We start from the raw sequence: 15,945 nt of genomic DNA, 5'->3' as shown, positions 1-15,945 counted from the left end.
TACTTTTTTTTGCACTCGTTCCAGACAAAGTTATTATATCAGATATAAACTTAGATTTCATACAAGGCAGTTAAGGATGAAGCTCGAGCATTAATTGAGCTGTTAGCTAAGCATAAAGCTAATCACTCTCAAGATTATTACTATGCTGTTAGAAAGAACGCAAATAGTGATAACCCTATTGAGATAGCAACACGTTTCATATACCTTAACAAGACTTGTTATAATGGTCTTTATAGAGTAAATAGCAAAGGAGAGTGCAACGTCCCGATGGGAGCTTATATGAATCCTAATATTTTTGATAAGGATAACATACTTGTGTGTAGTAAAGCTTTACAAAATGCTGAAATAATATGTCAGGATTTCAGCAATATTTCGCCTAAGCCTAAAGATTTCGTTTATATAGACCCGCCATATCAACCTATTAATAATACTTCATTTACAAAATATACAAAGCTTGGCTTTACAGAGGCAGATCAGGTTAAGCTTTATGAAAAATGCATAGCATTAAATAAGAAAGGTGTATATTTTATTTCAAATTCAGATAGCGATTTTATATTATATCATCCAGAACGTCACCCTAATTGCCTAGTTATAGAATCTCAGTGGCAACAATCAGGAGGATCGGTTGATGAACAATATACTTATCTTGTGCTAAACATAAAAAAACAAGGAATTTATGATACTATAATAATAATTGATGGTGATGGATATAAAAAAGAAGCCTTGAAATGTTTCAAGGATCAAGTTGGCAGTAATTTAATAGAAGTGTTTAGTATGTCTGAATTTACATCTTGGGTAAATAAAAAGAAAATATAGGTTATACAAGTATATAATTTCCTTAATTTATTTCAGTACTTGATACATATATTATTTAATTTATATTAACTGTTAATATACAGGGTTATTTATGTTAAAGAAATTTATATTAGTATTGTTGTGTATAAGTAGTTATAAATCTCTAGGAGAATCTAATAAGACCGAGAACAATGTTTCAGTGATAGAAAGAAAAAAAGTTTCTAGTAATGATAAACAACTAAAACCTGTCTACTTAGAGCATTTTGATCTAACTTCGGATTTAAATCCTACAGAAAAAAGCCTGTTGAGTTTAGAACCTTTATCACCTAATAATAACAATACGAAACCTATAATTGTAGATATTCAGGAGAATTTTGAAGGGCTAGATAGAATTAAAGGGGATGATATTCGCACTGCAAGATAGAGAGAACTTGTTCAAAATAGTTTGCTAGGAGATTTTTTAGGGGGTTTTATTTCTCGACCGCAACCAACAATTTTAGGAGAGAAAATTCAAGATAGGAGAGGATTATATATTCAACAGACTCAAGCTAAAAAATTACCGAAATAATGCAGTAGAGGCGATAAGTAACAGCTTATTTATCAAGCATGCAGCTAATGATATAATAAGTCGATTAGGGATGATTGATAAGGATTTTTCGGATATTCTAGAAATATCGGCTAAATGCGGTTATCTTACGAGCTTACTAACAAATGCTTATCGAAGTGCCGATATTACCGTAACAGATATGTCGCCTTTATTGCTTGATTCTTTTGAGCATAATCATAAATTATTAATCGATGATGAAGATTTAGCATTGCCAAAAGACTCTTTTGATTTAATTATTTATTCATTAGGGTTACACTGGATAAATGATGTACAACGCTTTTTATCTAATATAAGAATATTTTTAAAGTCTGACGGTATTTTTATCGGTAATTTTGTCGGAGGAAATAGCTTAAAGAATTTACGTAAATCCTTAATAGATGCTGAAATAGCAAGTGATTTTAAACACTCTCCTCATATTGCTCCTTTTATTCATTTTGATCATGTTCCAATTTTATTTTCGCAAGCAAGATTTGCCGCAGTAATTGTTGACTATGAAAATATAGAGCTAAAATTTGATAATCCTTTAGCTTTAATGAGAGAAATAAAAAATATAGGTGAGGCAAATTCACTAAATGCTAGTCATAATTATGCTATTTCTAAAAAGATGTTTTCTTTACTACAAAATTATACAAACGGCTTTGAAGATAATATTAATTTAATTAGTTTTATTGCTTCACCACATAAGAATAGTATAAGATTAAAGTTGTTATAAAGGTGATAGTGGTGTATTTTAGCAGTATTACATCATTGCGAGGAAATTATGTAAGTAATTGACAAAGCAATCTCAGGATATTTGACAAGATTGCCACGCAGCCTATGGCTGCTTGCAATGACGATCCAACAATTTATTAAGGTCAAACAAATATGCAAGAATTTGATTTAGTGGTAATAGGTAGCGGTCCAGCCGGTTATACAGGCAGTATTAGGGCTGCTCAACTTGGTATGAAAGTAGCGTGTATTGAGAAAAGCGATACTCTTGGCGGCACTTGTTTAAATATAGGATGCATACCATCGAAAGTTTTACTGAATTCTTCCGAAAAATATGAAGCAGCTCTAAAACATTTTGAGAATATAGGTATTATTGCGGATGTAAAACTAGATTTACAAAAAATGCTAGCTAATAAAGATAAAGTAGTTCTTGATCTCACACAAGGTATAGAAAGTCTCTTTGCCAAAAACAAAGTTACTAGGATAAAAGGTGAAGCTAAAATTAGCTCTAGTAATATAGTTGAAGTAAATAAAGAGCAAATTAAAGCCAAAAATATCCTAATTACTACAGGTTCCAGCATCATAGAAATACCGAATATCAAAATAGACGAAGAATTTATTGTTTCATCTACCGGTGCTTTGAAACTTTCTAAAGTACCTGAGAACTTAATAGTAGTTGGCGGAGGGTATATAGGCTTAGAACTTGGTTCAGTTTGGCGTCGTTTGGGAGCTAAAGTAACGGTTATTGAGTATGCACCGAGCATTGTACCTATGCTTGATAAAGAAATTGCTACACAATTTATGAAACTACAGCAAAAACAAGGTATAGAGTTTAAACTGAATACTAAAGTGCTATCTGCTGAAGTAAAGTCAGGAAAAGTAAATCTAACAATAGAGGAGGACGGTAAGAGTTCAGTAGTAACAAGCGATGTTGTGTTGATGGCGGTAGGCAGAAAAGCCTATACGCAAAATCTAGGGCTTGAGTCTGTCGGTATTATTACGGATAAGCAAGGTAGCATTGAGATTAATGACCGGTTTCAAACAGCAATTTCAAATATTTATGCAGTCGGTGATGTGGTAAAAGGAGCTATGCTTGCTCATAAAGCCGAGGAAGAGGCTGTAGCTGCCGTAGAAATTATGGCAGGGCAGGCAGGACATGTTAACTATAACTTAATTCCAAGCGTAATATATACTTATCCTGAAGTAGCAAGCGTCGGTGAAACGGAAGAACAGCTAAAAGAAAAAGGCATTAATTATAAAGTCGGTAAGTTTCCGTTTTTAGCAAATAGTAGAGCAAGAGCAATCGGTAGTACGGAAGGTATGGTTAAGATCCTTGCCGATAGTAAAACCGATAGGGTTTTAGGAGCTCATATTATAGGAGCTGATGCAGGTACATTAATTGCCGCGCTTACGGCTTATATGGAATTCGGAGCAGCTTCAGAAGATATAGCAAGAACCTGCCACGCTCACCCAACTTTAAGCGAGGCTATAAAAGAGGCAGCACTTAGTGTAGATAAGAGGACTATTAATATGTGATATATTTCTACGTCATTGCAAGGAAAAACTGTAAGTTTTGACTAAGCAATCTCAAGCGTCCTGCTTTATGAGATTGCCACGCTCCTTGCAGTCGCAGCGTTGTTGCATGGCTTGAAAAACCAGTTTGGTGTCATACCGTGGCTTGACCACGGTATCCAGTAAAACCACTCAAAATACTAATAATATTAGTATTTTTAAGATCCCACGAACAAGTCGTGGGATGACAGAGATGAAGCAAGCCATACCATAAGGCCTTCAGTCGCTCGCAATGACGAATTTAAGGATATTTATGACCAAACAAGAGCTGCGTCTTTATTTCAAAGAATTTTTAATACAAAACCAAGATAAGATTAATTCCGATTTAGTCAAAAATTCTCTAATCAATAAAATTAGCCGGTTATTACAGGAGTTAAAAGTAAAGACAGTAGGACTTTACTTTCCTCTAAAATACGAAATTAACTTACTTGAAATAACAAACTTACATCCTGAAATAAGATTCTTCCTACCGAAAATCATAAAAAATGAGATAAAATATTGTTCTTATCATTATAACGATCAATTGGCTTTAGGGGCTTTTAAAACCTATGAACCTATAAATAATGATTTTTTTATTCCTGAGTTAGTTATTATCCCAGGACTTGCGTTTAGTAAGGAGGGTTATAGACTTGGATACGGCCAAGGACATTTTGACCGATATCTTAATAATAACCGAAATATATTAACCGCCGGAGTTTGTTTAAAAGAACAATTAATAGATAATTTTTGGATTGAATCTCATGATCGTAAGCTTAAATTTATGATTTCGGTATAATAACCTTAACTTTTTATTGTATAAAATATTCATTTATATATTATTATAAAAATCAACTTAGGGTAAAATGGTTGATATAATAAAAAAATTGTCGTATTGATCGGTGTACCTTTTGCTTTTTTTGCACAAGCAGTTGGAGATTGGCTAGAAACAGGGCAAATATCCGGCGATACTCAGACTGGAGATATTTGCTTTCAATTAGCATTAGTAGGAGTAGGGACACTTATCATAGCCCAGGCATTTAGTAACTTGCCTGATTATGTATACAACGAATATGTCAAAGTAGTACAAGATAGTGAGATACAAGTTACATTAGTTGGCTAATTTTTTTCTATTTATAATAGGCTACAAGTTATTTGATTTATAGCTTTTGTCTTATAAGTTATTACACAAACTTATTATTTCATCTTTATATTTTTGTTTGTGTAAATATTTGCTTTTTAAATTTAGATTTTTAAAATCCTTGTGATTCAATGGCGGGTATTTACTAAGCTTTATTAAATCTTCATCTAAAATAAAATGCTTACGAGGAATATTTATAGTTTGTGCATTCTCTTCACGATAAGCTGCAAGCATTTGAATTTTGTGATTAAAACTCTTATCATCACTTCCATATTTTATTTTTTTCCAAGCATCTTTCGGCTCAACCTTATAATTTCTAACATCTAATAAAGCACTAAGAGTAGTTTGATATTTATTAGTTAAATTATTTCTAACAATTATATTATTTATCTCTTTATATATCTTATACAAATACTCCACGTCTAACATTGCATAATTTAACATATCACTAGTAATAGGGCGTTTTAGCCAGTTAGATTTTTGGTGGGTTTTATCGATAGTAATACCGATTAGCTTATAGCAAAGGTCATCATAGCTTAGCTGTTTACCGAATCCGCAAATATTTGCTGCAATTTGTATATCAAAAACATTAGCAGGTAGTGTGTTAAATAAATTATAGAAAATCTCTAAATCTTCACGAGGAGCATGAAATATTTTAGTAATATTATTATCTGCAAGCAGCTTATTAAAAATATTCAGATCTAAATTGCTTAATGCATCAATTATTCCGCAATATTCTTCTGCTTTAACTTGAATTATACTAAGCTGAGCATAATAAGTATAGCGACGCTCAAATTCCGTATCTATGCTTAAGCATGCCTTATTTGCTAACCGGTTACAAAATTCTTCTAATGTTTTTTGATTATCGATAATTTGCATAGAAGCTATTTATAAAGCTCCGATAATTTTTAAGAAAAGATTAGTATGAGATAACGACAGAACCACTTCAAGACCGATTAAAATAATAATAATCCACTCAAGTTTGGTGGAATGTTTATAATTAAGATCGTTTGAAAGAATGTTTAAAAGTTCGTGAATCATATTAAGACGATGATTCATTATATTTTGCCGTATTTCTATGTCTTGAAACTCTGCTGTCATGAGATATAGAGGCTCATAACTCGGACGACGCCAAAAAAATTCTGGAGTATCGAATATATCGCTATGCAAACTGATTGAATAACGCTCGTTAAATAATATACCTATTTGCTGTAATATCTCCTTTTTAGAAAGCGATACGCTACCGGTTCTAGCTAGTTCCTGTTGTATAGGGGTTGTCTGAACAATCAAGTTACTAACAGATTGCTCAAGAACGCTAAGTTTAACCGATTGTGCAAGAGCATGGGAAATAGAAAGTTTAACAAAAACTGATTTATCTGCTAAGATTATTTTATTTTTTTCTTCATCAATAAATGTTTTCTTGACTTCCGTATTATATTCAAAATAAATATAATCGGATACCGGCTCTTTAAGCTTATTTACTGGTACTAAATCAGTATCGCTTAAAACTATTTTTTCTTGAATTTCATCGCCGCCCCAAATAGTTACACAACCAAACGGAAAGAAAAATATCTCTATAAAATCAGAATCTTTATTTATCTCTTTCCGAATATATAAAACATCATCAAAATGTTGAGGTTCAAGACCAATCTTTTTTAAATTAGTAACTAGATCACTCATCTTATATTCGGAAGCAGTACAGTAAGATGAACATCTCATGATTATTACGTTTAATTTATATAAATTTAGAGTATAGTAGTTAGGAACCTATAAAGTCAATAATATTATAATTATGTATGAAATATTAAGTAATAGAGACGTGATCAAAATAATAGGTTTCGATTCCGTAAAGTTCCTACAAAATCTCATTACTAACGATATTTGTAAGAGTATAGTCAATTCAGTTGAATTCGGATACAAGGAGCGAGGAGCGAAGCCTATAATAATAGGCAAGACGATGAGTAACGCAGTAGGCGAGTCCAAATTAATTGACTATAATTATTGCTATACTTATTTGCTTAATAATCAAGGAAGATATTTATTTGATTTTTTCGTGTATGTTCATAACCCTGAGGAAATTTACCTTGATATTGATAAAAGTAATAAAGCTGCTTTGATAAAGTATTTAAACTTCTATAAATTTCGCTCAAAAATACAAGTAATAGATTGTAGTAACGAATATAAAGTTATCTACTCACTTCAAAAATTAGATATAGACTCGCTAATTACGGTTCGTGATCCTCGTTATGCTAAGCTTGGTTTCCGCTCAATAAATAAGCTCGATGTCATACCGCTGTGCGGTATCCAGACAATAATTAAAAAAGACTGGACCCCGTGGTTAAGCCACAGGGTGACAGAGGGGGAACCGTCCTCCTCAAAAACATCTCCCTGCGAAAACGGGAATCCAATATACCTAGAAGATAAATATAATTTTGCAATAATAGATGGTGTGGAAGATTTAATCACAGATAAATCTATTCCAAATATGTATGGTGCTGAGGAGTTAAATGCAATTAGTTTTGATAAAGGTTGTTATGTTGGGCAGGAAGTGATTTCAAGGACTAAATATCAAGGAGTTATAAGAAGAAAGATATATAAAATTACAGCAGATGAAGATTTATCTTCATTAGTTAAAGATGAAGAAATACTCGCAGATAACAATAAAATTGGCGTAATATGCTCAAGTTATCACAATAAAGCAATTGCCTTAATCAGAGAAGAAAAATATCTTGCCGATAAAGAAGCTGATGTTACCGTTAAAGGGATTAAAATCAACTTATCTCTCGCACCTTGGTATTAAATAATAGTTTATTTTTTAATAATTACTTGACATTTATCAAGTTTTCATGTATTATTATAATTATAAATAGATACAAAAGACACAAACCATATTTCATGGTATTTTTTATAAAAAATTAATATAAATTGGAGACTTTTATGTATACACCTTTTCAATTATTAACTTCAGGAAACATATAATTAATACCGGCTATATTAAACAGAACTAATGTTAACAACAAACTTAATATTTTTGAAGCTCTTTGTAGTTTAATACCTCAACAATAAGATCAGAATGTTAAAAATGTTTTAGAAAATATTGCTGTACAGATATTAAACAAAATGATCCTCATCCCTGACAATAATTGGGATAAGAAAGATACAAACGGTAATACTATACTTGAATGGGGTATTTGGAGTAATAGCTCCAATGTTATTGATGTATTTCATCATAACCCTGCACTTATGGCAAAATTTGTTTCAACTGAGAAAGCACAAATTCATAATTTTTTCTGTGTTGCTATGGAGTCGCATATTTCTGATGATTTCCGTAAGACACAAATTGAAAAATTTACACAATTAGATTTAGATATTAATGATCTTGGTCAAGATAATCATATTGCTTTATATTCTACAATAAATATCAGCTTATTACTAATAATCCGAGTAATCAAAATATAAGTGTATTTCAAACTCAAATGGATAAATCTTATAAAATAATTGAGAATCTAGTTAAATTTGGTGTTAATCCTTCGCTTGAAGCAAATAATATATTAAATTTATTAGCTACCGGTACTTTACAAATACAAAATACAATATCTAAAATGTCTTATAACGGTCATAAATATTTAGCTCAAGCAGGTTTTAAAACTTTAATAATGAATGTAAAGGAATTAGTAGAAAAAACATTAGGAAATTGTAACCTTGAAAATTCTACCGGCGGTAATAATATGATTGCTACGCTTGGTAATATAATATGGGCTATTAAACAAGATATTGCAAAAGCATCCGGTCAAGAAAAAACATTGTTAATCAACAATTTTAAAGAACTGAAATCTTTAGCTGAGCCTATAATAGAAAAAATAGTAAAACAGCAAGGATTTAATCCTAACATTATGGATCAATTGAATTCTAATGCAATAGCATGGTTTGGTGAATTTGGAGCCGAATTCTTAGAAAAATGCATAAAAATACGCATACAAAACCTGATGTAAATTTCTATGATAAGAGTGGTAAAACACCACTTGATTGGTATAGCGATTATAACGCTACTAAAATCGTAGAAACTTTAATAAAAAATGGCGGTAATGTATCTTGAGTGTACTTAAGATGCAGCTACTCCTAGCCATAGATTATTTTTAAACAATTCAAAAGTATAATGCTAGCAACTCAAAACTGCCAACTCTAAAAGCATTATTAAATAAAGAAAACAAGCCACCGTTTGATCCAAGTATCAAGATGGTAGGTAATAAACACTGCAGCAGATGTATGAGAAGAGAAAAAAACAGCTATAGTTGATGACAATGATTGTCATAATACACTTGATGAGTACACAACTTGGTATAATAACGATTATACTGTAGCATCATTAGGTTAGGGCAGTAGAAGTTTAATCTTTATGAATAAAAATGAGTCTTGTATGTCATTCCTAGCTAAAAGCGGCCTTATTGCATGGCTAGTTTATGTCATGTCCGCAGAAGCAGGAATTTCAGCATAAAGCGAGCTTTAAAAAAATCTTTTATAAAAAGTTTTGAAGTACTGGATTCCCGCCTACGCGGGAATGACATCGAGTCTTATGACACCCATGTGTATTCGTAGGAATGACATACTTTTTTAACTCCACAAAAATATTGTTTGTTTCTTTTTTTATCTTTATTATTATTTGCATAGAAAATCCCTATAACTTAACTCTATGCCAAATATAGATCTCCTTATTTTTACTAGCTTTTTAGCGATTAATTTGCTAGTTGGACTTCTAAATATCACAAATATAAAAAATATTTGCGAATATGCGATAGGAACAAGGAATTTTTCTACAGGTACAATAGTCGCAACTCTTATTGCTACTTGGATCGTTACTAGTACTTTTTTAATCGATAATTCAAGAATATATACGGACGGATTATTGTACTTATTACCTAGTATATTCGGTAGCGTTGTTAGTTGGTTATTAATTAGTGACTTTATAGCTCCTCGTTTTGAGAATTTTTTGGGTAGCTTATCGGTAGCAGAAATAATAGGGGAGGCGTATGGTAACAAAGTTCGTATTCTTACGTCGATAGTTAGTATATTAATGTCTATAGGTAGGATTGCCATGCAATTCCACGTAGCAAGTTTAATATTACAGCTATTCTTTAACATTTCAAATTTTTACATAGATTTATGTATTGCCACTGTAATAATAAGCTATTCTGCTTTTGGCGGTGTAAAATCGGTTACTTTTACCGAAGCCGTACAGTTTTTTACTTATAGTGCAATTATTCCAGTAATAGGAATTGTCGTATGGAATGTTTTTAGTGATCTGTATATAGTTATAGGCTCAAATGTACAAACTCGTCTTACTGATTTACAAGGATTGTTTCACTATACTAGTCCTAAATTTTGGATTTCTTTAAATATTTTTATATATTTTGTGATTCCGTCACTTGGTCCTTCAATTTTTCAAAGAATATTGATGGCAGAAGACACAAGGCAAATATCACGAACATTTTTTATTTCGGCAGTTATTTGTCTTTTTTTATCCGTTTTATTCATTTGGATTGCAATATTATTATTGTCTCAAGATCCGGTAGTTAACACCAATGAATTGTTTTTACGGATCATTAAAAGTTATATAGGATTTAAGGGGTTAATAGTCGGCGTTATTATGGCAATGATAATCGCAAGTACACACTCTTATATTAACGTTGCAGTGGTAACTTTTACTAATGACATAATTAAAAAAGCTTCATTAAATTATAATTATATAACCGCAATTACTATAGGATTAATAGGTTTTGTTATATCGCTCTACATTAAAGATTTAATAAATCTATTTTTATTATTGACTAGCATCTATTTACCGCTAATCACTTTGCCGTTAATTTTGTTAATATACGGTTTTAAATCAAGTGCCAAAAGTTTTTTTATCGGTATGATTACTGCAATATTAACTATTATATTGTGGCAAATATTTTCTTCAAGAGCAGTTCTAGGTATTTATCCGATACTACCCGCAACTATTGTAAATTTACTCTTTTTCCTTGGAAGCCATTATATTTTAAAGCAACCCGGAGGGTTTAGTTCTTTAAAAGAGCCGCTAACCGTTAAAATAATCAGGCAAGAGAGAGAAAGAAAAGGTTTGACTTTATTTCGTGATCTTAAGAATTTTAACATCTTTAAATATTGGGAAAGTACCCTACCAAATCAAGAAATTACTTATAGTTATGTCGGTATATTTATTTTAATATCGATGTTCTCATCTTTATATATCACATCAGGTAGCAGAATAATGAACCATTTGGAGATATATAATATTATTTACCATACCACACTTATAACTGCTGCAATATTAATTACTTATCCTTTATGGTCTTTAAAGTTTCAAAAGAATTATATTATATCTTTATCTGGGTTTGTGGCTACTTTCGTTATATTAATATTTTTCGGTAGTTTACTTGTTATATCAAGTAGTTTTGATCAACTGCATAATTGCAACGATATTCAGGTGGCAAGCTACTTTACTACTTATGACCGTTACGTTTGCTAGTATAGAGCTTTATAAATATTTTATGGATGAGAAGTTATTAATTAGCATAGATAGTTTTCAATTCAAAGTAGTATATTCCTAACCTTATTTAGTAGCCTTTTAATAGTATGCTTAAAACCAAGGCAGGAGCAAGAAAAATTAGTTAACCTAAAAAATACTCCTTTAGGTAATAGAGTTAATTATAGAGAGCAGGAATTAGAGAAGTTACTTGATTTGAAACATGAGTTCTTACGTAATATAAACCATGAAATCAATACGCCGCTAACCGGTATTATTAGCCTTGTGGTGAAACCTTATGGGCTAATTATGATAAATTTAATGAAGATCAGCGTCGCAATACATTAGAGATTATAGCTAAAAGCTCTATTAAATTAAATAGCTTGATAAATAATATTCTAGATTTTTCAAAATTATCCAGTCTTAATTATGCACTCAATAAAAAAGATATAAACTTAAGCGAATTGCTACATGAAAGGATTAAAATATGTAAGAAATTATATCTAAACGGCAAAATCTTAAATTTTGTATCTGATATTGAAAAGAATGTAATAATTATATTCTTTTCAATTTTAACTGTGATCCTCATTATATTAAACACACATTCGATAATCTAATAATAAATGCTATCAGCTATTGTAGTGAGGGAATAATAAAATATTATGAAAAAAATTATTTTTAATAAACAACGAGATTTTATATCAATTATAGCACCGGCGTCAAGCTGTCTAGATGCACAAGATAAATTAAAGGAAGCTATTAAAATACTAGCGTTGCATGGTTTTAAAACTTTAGTAGATGATAAGATTTTTTCAGGTGATGCATTGCCTTTTTTCGCTGCTTCTAAAGAGGAAAGGTTGAGAATGTTTAAAGAAGCTATGGAAAATGAACAGGTTAAAATAATTTGGGCTTTTCGTGGCGGATATGGATGCAGTGAATTTGTAGAAGATTGTTTTAATATAGCACAAAAAGGGGATAAAGTCCTGATAGGCTATAGCGATATTACCGTTTTGCATTTATTACTAAATAACCATTATAATATCCCAACTATTCACGGTTCAGTTTTAACTTCGTTACTACCGCCTACTAATCAGGATATTATGCCTATAATAAATGTTCTTAAAGGAGAAAAGAGTGAAATACAACTTATACCTATAAAGAAAATTAGTGAGGAAAATATAACAGGTACAATAACAGGCGGGAATTTAACGGTTTTAACTAAATTGATTAGTACTGGTTTGCAAATTCATTCTCATTCCTATGCTTCTTTATGTCATTCCCGCAGAAGCGGGAATCCAGAAAAAATAATACTGGATCCCCGTTTTCACGGGGATGACAATAAAATTCTATTGCTTGAAGACGTTAATGAAAAAGCCTATGCCGTACATCGTAATCTAGTTCAATTAAAAAATACCGGTATATTTGAATGCATAAAGGCAGTAATCTTTGGTGATTTTACTAAAGGGGATGAGTTTGTAGAACAAGCTATAAAAAGTTTTTGTTTAAATCATATTCAAAATATTGGAACTTATAAAGCAGCAGGCATAGGGCATGGAGAAGTAAATCATCCAGTTATTATGAATCATGAAGTAATTATAAACAGTAATGTTTTAAGTTTTACTAGCCCTTTTGAAATAATAGAAAACAAATGACAAATTCTATCAGAATAGGTACAAGAAAAAGTCCACTTGCTTTAATACACACTAATTTAGTTATTCAGCAAATCAAACAATTTTTTCCTGATATCAATTGTGAAATAGTGCCGATTATTACTAGTGGGGATTTAATCCAAAATAAACCATTATACGATATAGGCGGTAAAGCTTTATTTTTAAAGGAAATAGAGCAAGCCTTGCTTGATAAAAAAATTGACTTAGCTGTTCATTCTTTAAAAGATGTACCGGGTAGAATACCTGAACCGCTAGTAATAGCTGCTGTTTTAGAGCGTGAAGACCCCAGAGATGTTTTTGTTTGTCTAAAATATAAATCTATAGAAGAGCTGCCGCAAAATGCCGTAATAGGTAGCTCGGCAGTACGAAGAAAAGCATTTATCCAAAAAATAAGACCGGATTTAAAGGTAACGGTTTTTAGAGGGAATGTTGATTCAAGAATAAAAAAGCTAATGACCGGCGAAGTTGACGCAACAATTTTAGCATATACAGGTCTTAAAAGGTTAGAGGTGTTTAATCCGGAGTATTGCCATTTGATAGAGTATTCACAGATGTTACCGTGTATAGGGCAGGGAGTCATTGCAGTTGAGATTAGAAAAGATGATAATGCTATGCTTGAGATATGCAATCAAATTAATCATCTTCCCACTTTTGAACTCATAAAACCCGAAAGAGCATTTTTAGAGTATCTAGATGCTAATTGCCGCACCCCGATTGCTGCTTATTCACAATATCTAGATGCAAATCCTAGACATCTTTCCAAACTCGCTTATAGGGAGGTATTTGAAGGAAACACAGAAGCACTTGCCACCGCAGCGTACAAAAGCAATCGCACAGATGTGAGTACCGGATTGACGTACAAATTACCCCTAGAAGTAGAGTTTGGGAAGGTGTCTAATATACAAACCAATTTTATGCTCGGTAACCTTGACGGCAGTAAAATAACTTTCCATACCGAAACTACCAATATAAAAACTTCAACAGAAGCAGGCATAAAAGCCGCTAAAATGATGTTGGAAGCTATCTGTAAATAAATTTTAATCGATAATTTAATTCTTTTTTGCTGCAAATTATAAGATTTTTTTGAGATATGAATAACACCCTATCAAAAATCTTATCAATTTTTGCTAAAAAAGCTCTTTACTTGCTAATTACAATTTATTTACAGATAACCTCTTAAATCAACTAGATAAATAGCTATTTAGGGAATATACTCCTAAAATATCTAAATTTGTAAGATATTATCATGACAATATACAAAGATTTTTAGACTTAGAATTACCAAAAGGACAGTCCTGTTTTTTGTGGGGAACACGTAAAACTGGTAAGTCAACATATCTGCAACAACGTTTTCCGGATATATATAGATTTATTACAAGCTGATATCTATAAAGTTTACTTTCAAAATCCTGAACGTTTAAGAGAAGAGTTTAAGTCAAAAGACGGCATCTCAACTATTATTATTGATGAGGTGCAAAAAATTTCCTTACTGTTAGATAAGGTTCATTATTTAATAGAATCTAATAAATCTTTACAATTGATCCTTTGCTGCTCCAGTACTAGGCGCTTAAAATCAACAGGTAGCAATTTACTTGGCAGAAGAGCTTGGAGATATATGTTTTTGCTGCTCTATGATCTTCTGAGATAAAAGAGTTTGATTGGCATAAAATTTTTAATCATGGACTAATACCTGATCATTATATTGCATCAAAAAAGATTCATAAATATCTTGCGTCCTATTTATATGACTATATTTTACCTGAAGTACAGTTTGTGAAGCAAATTTAAGAAAACGCGAAGCACTTGCAAGGTTTCTAGAGATTATAGGCATTTCAAACGATGAGATGATAAATTATAGTAATATAGCAAGAGATTGCAGTGTTGATGCAAAAACCGTTAGAACATATCTTGAAATATTAGAAGATATGTATTTAGGATATCATCTTTATCCGTATAGATCACTTAACAAAAGGCAAATTATTACGGGAATGCCTAAATTTTACCTTTTCGATACCGCACTTAGCAAATTACCTAAGGAAATATGAATATCAGGAAATAACAGGGTTTGATGCTGGTAAATCTTTTGAGCATTATGTATTCTTAGAATTAATAGCTTATAAATATTTAAACAACAAAAGAGATGAATTATTTTATTGGCGTACTAAAGCAGGATATGAGGTTGATTTTATATTTCAAAATAATGATGCATTTGAAGTTAAAATTGCTTCTTCTATACAAAAAAATCATTTAGAAGGTCTATTAGAATTTAGTAAAGATAGTGATTTTAAATTACATATATGGACATTTAGTATAGAGCTAAGTATTATTAAATAAAATTAATATTGGGTAGCATAACGTAAGCTTTTATGAAGCTCAAAAAGCTTTTCTAGATATCAAAAGGATAATCCTTCAAGATGTAGACCATAGTGTTACAGAAAAAAGATATTTTTGTTTAGGTAAAGTTGATGGTAATATTTAACAGTCCGTTTTATGTTCCGAGGTAATCATATAAGCATTTTTGGAGCAGGATACTGGTGTAAAGGTAAGAGAATTTATGAGCAAGAGATAAAATACACTGATGGGGAAATAGGGGAAGTAAAAATAGTAAAAGATTTCTTACCACATCCTAGAGAACGGTTTATTAAAAGATGATTCAGTAAAAGTAACCATTTCTTTAAGTAAAGAGAGCGTAGAATTTTTTAAATCAGAAGCAGCAACTGCACATATGCCTTATCAAAAAATGATTAGGATTTTACTAGATAAATATACTAAGCACTATAAAGCAAATAAAATGGTATAATACTATAAACTAAGTTGGCGGATAGGGTGGGATTCGAACCCACGGTACGGTTGCCCGTACGCCAGTTTTCAAGACTAGTGCCTTAAACCACTCGGCCACCTATCCAAGAAGATTCATACCAAATAATCTTATATATTTCAAGGGAAATCTTGC

The 15,945-nt window shown here is 31.3% G+C and carries 15 protein-coding genes, 1 tRNA gene and 4 pseudogenes; 17 read left to right on the top strand and 3 right to left on the bottom strand.

The window, feature by feature from the left end:
* The first annotated feature begins 54 nt into the window (after positions 1–54).
* From RAF_RS03955 to RAF_RS03930, 7 genes and pseudogenes are all read left to right on the top strand, one after another.
* Entirely contained in the window at positions 55–816 is a 762-nt protein-coding gene (locus RAF_RS03955; RefSeq protein WP_083762108.1) for a Dam family site-specific DNA-(adenine-N6)-methyltransferase, read from the top strand.
* Between the two features lie 91 nt (positions 817–907).
* Positions 908–1,363, top strand: a pseudogene (locus RAF_RS03950) (hypothetical protein).
* Between the two features lie 31 nt (positions 1,364–1,394).
* On the top strand, positions 1,395–2,114 hold the full coding sequence (locus RAF_RS03945) for a methyltransferase domain-containing protein (protein ID WP_268738942.1): 720 nt from the start codon (positions 1,395–1,397) through the stop codon (positions 2,112–2,114).
* A 152-nt stretch (positions 2,115–2,266) separates the two neighbouring features.
* Positions 2,267–3,646, top strand: coding sequence for a dihydrolipoyl dehydrogenase (gene lpdA, locus RAF_RS03940; RefSeq protein WP_012719796.1), 1,380 nt, complete (start codon positions 2,267–2,269; stop codon positions 3,644–3,646).
* A 102-nt stretch (positions 3,647–3,748) separates the two neighbouring features.
* A pseudogene (locus RAF_RS10765) lies at positions 3,749–3,907 on the top strand (MFS transporter); the annotation flags it as partial.
* A 28-nt stretch (positions 3,908–3,935) separates the two neighbouring features.
* Positions 3,936–4,457 (top strand): 5-formyltetrahydrofolate cyclo-ligase, encoded by a 522-nt coding sequence (locus RAF_RS03935; RefSeq protein ID WP_041471883.1) that lies wholly within the window; start codon positions 3,936–3,938, stop codon positions 4,455–4,457.
* A gap of 96 nt (positions 4,458–4,553) precedes the next feature.
* A complete protein-coding gene (locus tag RAF_RS03930) occupies positions 4,554–4,781 on the top strand; it encodes a hypothetical protein (RefSeq protein ID WP_004998256.1) in 228 nt (75 codons plus the stop codon).
* 51 nt (positions 4,782–4,832) lie between these two features.
* Here the strand turns inward: RAF_RS03930 and RAF_RS03925 are convergent, their stop codons facing one another.
* Positions 4,833–5,678 (bottom strand): ribonuclease D, encoded by an 846-nt coding sequence (locus tag RAF_RS03925; protein WP_012719794.1) that lies wholly within the window; start codon positions 5,676–5,678, stop codon positions 4,833–4,835.
* 9 nt (positions 5,679–5,687) lie between these two features.
* Entirely contained in the window at positions 5,688–6,479 is a 792-nt protein-coding gene (locus tag RAF_RS03920; RefSeq protein ID WP_014410794.1) for an RMD1 family protein, read from the bottom strand.
* 112 nt (positions 6,480–6,591) lie between these two features.
* Between RAF_RS03920 and RAF_RS03915 the strand changes: the two genes are divergently transcribed.
* The 10 genes and pseudogenes from RAF_RS03915 (at position 6,592) to RAF_RS09885 (ending at position 15,792) form a co-directional block, all read left to right on the top strand.
* Entirely contained in the window at positions 6,592–7,599 is a 1,008-nt protein-coding gene (locus tag RAF_RS03915; protein WP_012719792.1) for a YgfZ/GcvT domain-containing protein, read from the top strand.
* A gap of 320 nt (positions 7,600–7,919) precedes the next feature.
* Positions 7,920–8,258, top strand: coding sequence for a hypothetical protein (locus RAF_RS03910; protein ID WP_012719791.1), 339 nt, complete (start codon positions 7,920–7,922; stop codon positions 8,256–8,258).
* Between the two features lie 17 nt (positions 8,259–8,275).
* On the top strand, positions 8,276–8,791 hold the full coding sequence (locus RAF_RS03905) for a hypothetical protein (RefSeq protein ID WP_012719790.1): 516 nt from the start codon (positions 8,276–8,278) through the stop codon (positions 8,789–8,791).
* Between the two features lie 698 nt (positions 8,792–9,489).
* Positions 9,490–12,004 (top strand): annotated as a pseudogene (locus RAF_RS03895) (sodium:solute symporter family transporter).
* A complete protein-coding gene (locus tag RAF_RS03890; protein ID WP_012719788.1) occupies positions 11,985–12,974 on the top strand; it encodes an LD-carboxypeptidase in 990 nt (329 codons plus the stop codon). The pseudogene RAF_RS03895 and the gene RAF_RS03890 overlap by 20 nt, the downstream one beginning before the upstream one ends.
* Positions 12,971–14,026, top strand: coding sequence for a hydroxymethylbilane synthase (hemC, locus tag RAF_RS03885; protein ID WP_012719787.1), 1,056 nt, complete (start codon positions 12,971–12,973; stop codon positions 14,024–14,026). The genes RAF_RS03890 and hemC overlap by 4 nt, the downstream gene beginning before the upstream one ends.
* A gap of 287 nt (positions 14,027–14,313) precedes the next feature.
* Positions 14,314–14,640: an AAA family ATPase gene (locus RAF_RS07880; protein ID WP_083762106.1), complete on the top strand. Its 327-nt coding sequence runs from the start codon at positions 14,314–14,316 to the stop codon at positions 14,638–14,640.
* Between the two features lie 181 nt (positions 14,641–14,821).
* On the top strand, positions 14,822–15,037 hold the full coding sequence (locus tag RAF_RS03880; RefSeq protein WP_410524340.1) for a DUF4143 domain-containing protein: 216 nt from the start codon (positions 14,822–14,824) through the stop codon (positions 15,035–15,037).
* Positions 14,934–15,326 carry a DUF4143 domain-containing protein gene (locus RAF_RS07875; RefSeq protein WP_410524339.1) on the top strand — a complete coding sequence of 131 codons (393 nt, stop codon included), beginning with the start codon at positions 14,934–14,936 and terminating at the stop codon, positions 15,324–15,326. Before RAF_RS03880 ends, RAF_RS07875 begins: the two co-directional genes overlap by 104 nt.
* A gap of 156 nt (positions 15,327–15,482) precedes the next feature.
* Positions 15,483–15,792: pseudogene (locus tag RAF_RS09885) on the top strand (hypothetical protein).
* A 15-nt stretch (positions 15,793–15,807) separates the two neighbouring features.
* Here the strand turns inward: RAF_RS09885 and RAF_RS03870 are convergent.
* Positions 15,808–15,897: transfer RNA gene (locus RAF_RS03870), tRNA-Ser, on the bottom strand.
* Positions 15,898–15,945 lie beyond the last annotated feature (48 nt).

This window comes from Rickettsia africae ESF-5 (assembly GCF_000023005.1).
GTDB classification, from domain to species: Bacteria; Pseudomonadota; Alphaproteobacteria; order Rickettsiales; family Rickettsiaceae; genus Rickettsia; species Rickettsia rickettsii.
Note: the sequence above shows the minus strand (reverse complement) of the source record. Positions and strands in the feature narration are given on the sequence as shown.

Bases quoted from the DNA above. Each gene is read 5' to 3' on its own strand.
- lpdA (WP_012719796.1), top strand. From the start codon at position 2,267: ATGCAAGAATTTGATTTAGTGGTAATAGGTAGCGGTCCAGCCGGTTAT.
- RAF_RS03935 (WP_041471883.1), top strand. From the start codon at position 3,936: ATGACCAAACAAGAGCTGCGTCTTTATTTCAAAGAATTTTTAATACAA.
- RAF_RS03925 (WP_012719794.1), bottom strand. From the start codon at position 5,678: ATGCAAATTATCGATAATCAAAAAACATTAGAAGAATTTTGTAACCGG.
- RAF_RS03920 (WP_014410794.1), bottom strand. From the start codon at position 6,479: ATGAGTGATCTAGTTACTAATTTAAAAAAGATTGGTCTTGAACCTCAA.
- RAF_RS03915 (WP_012719792.1), top strand. From the start codon at position 6,592: ATGTATGAAATATTAAGTAATAGAGACGTGATCAAAATAATAGGTTTC.
- RAF_RS03910 (WP_012719791.1), top strand. From the start codon at position 7,920: ATGATCCTCATCCCTGACAATAATTGGGATAAGAAAGATACAAACGGT.
- RAF_RS03905 (WP_012719790.1), top strand. From the start codon at position 8,276: ATGGATAAATCTTATAAAATAATTGAGAATCTAGTTAAATTTGGTGTT.
- RAF_RS03890 (WP_012719788.1), top strand. From the start codon at position 11,985: ATGAAAAAAATTATTTTTAATAAACAACGAGATTTTATATCAATTATA.
- hemC (WP_012719787.1), top strand. From the start codon at position 12,971: ATGACAAATTCTATCAGAATAGGTACAAGAAAAAGTCCACTTGCTTTA.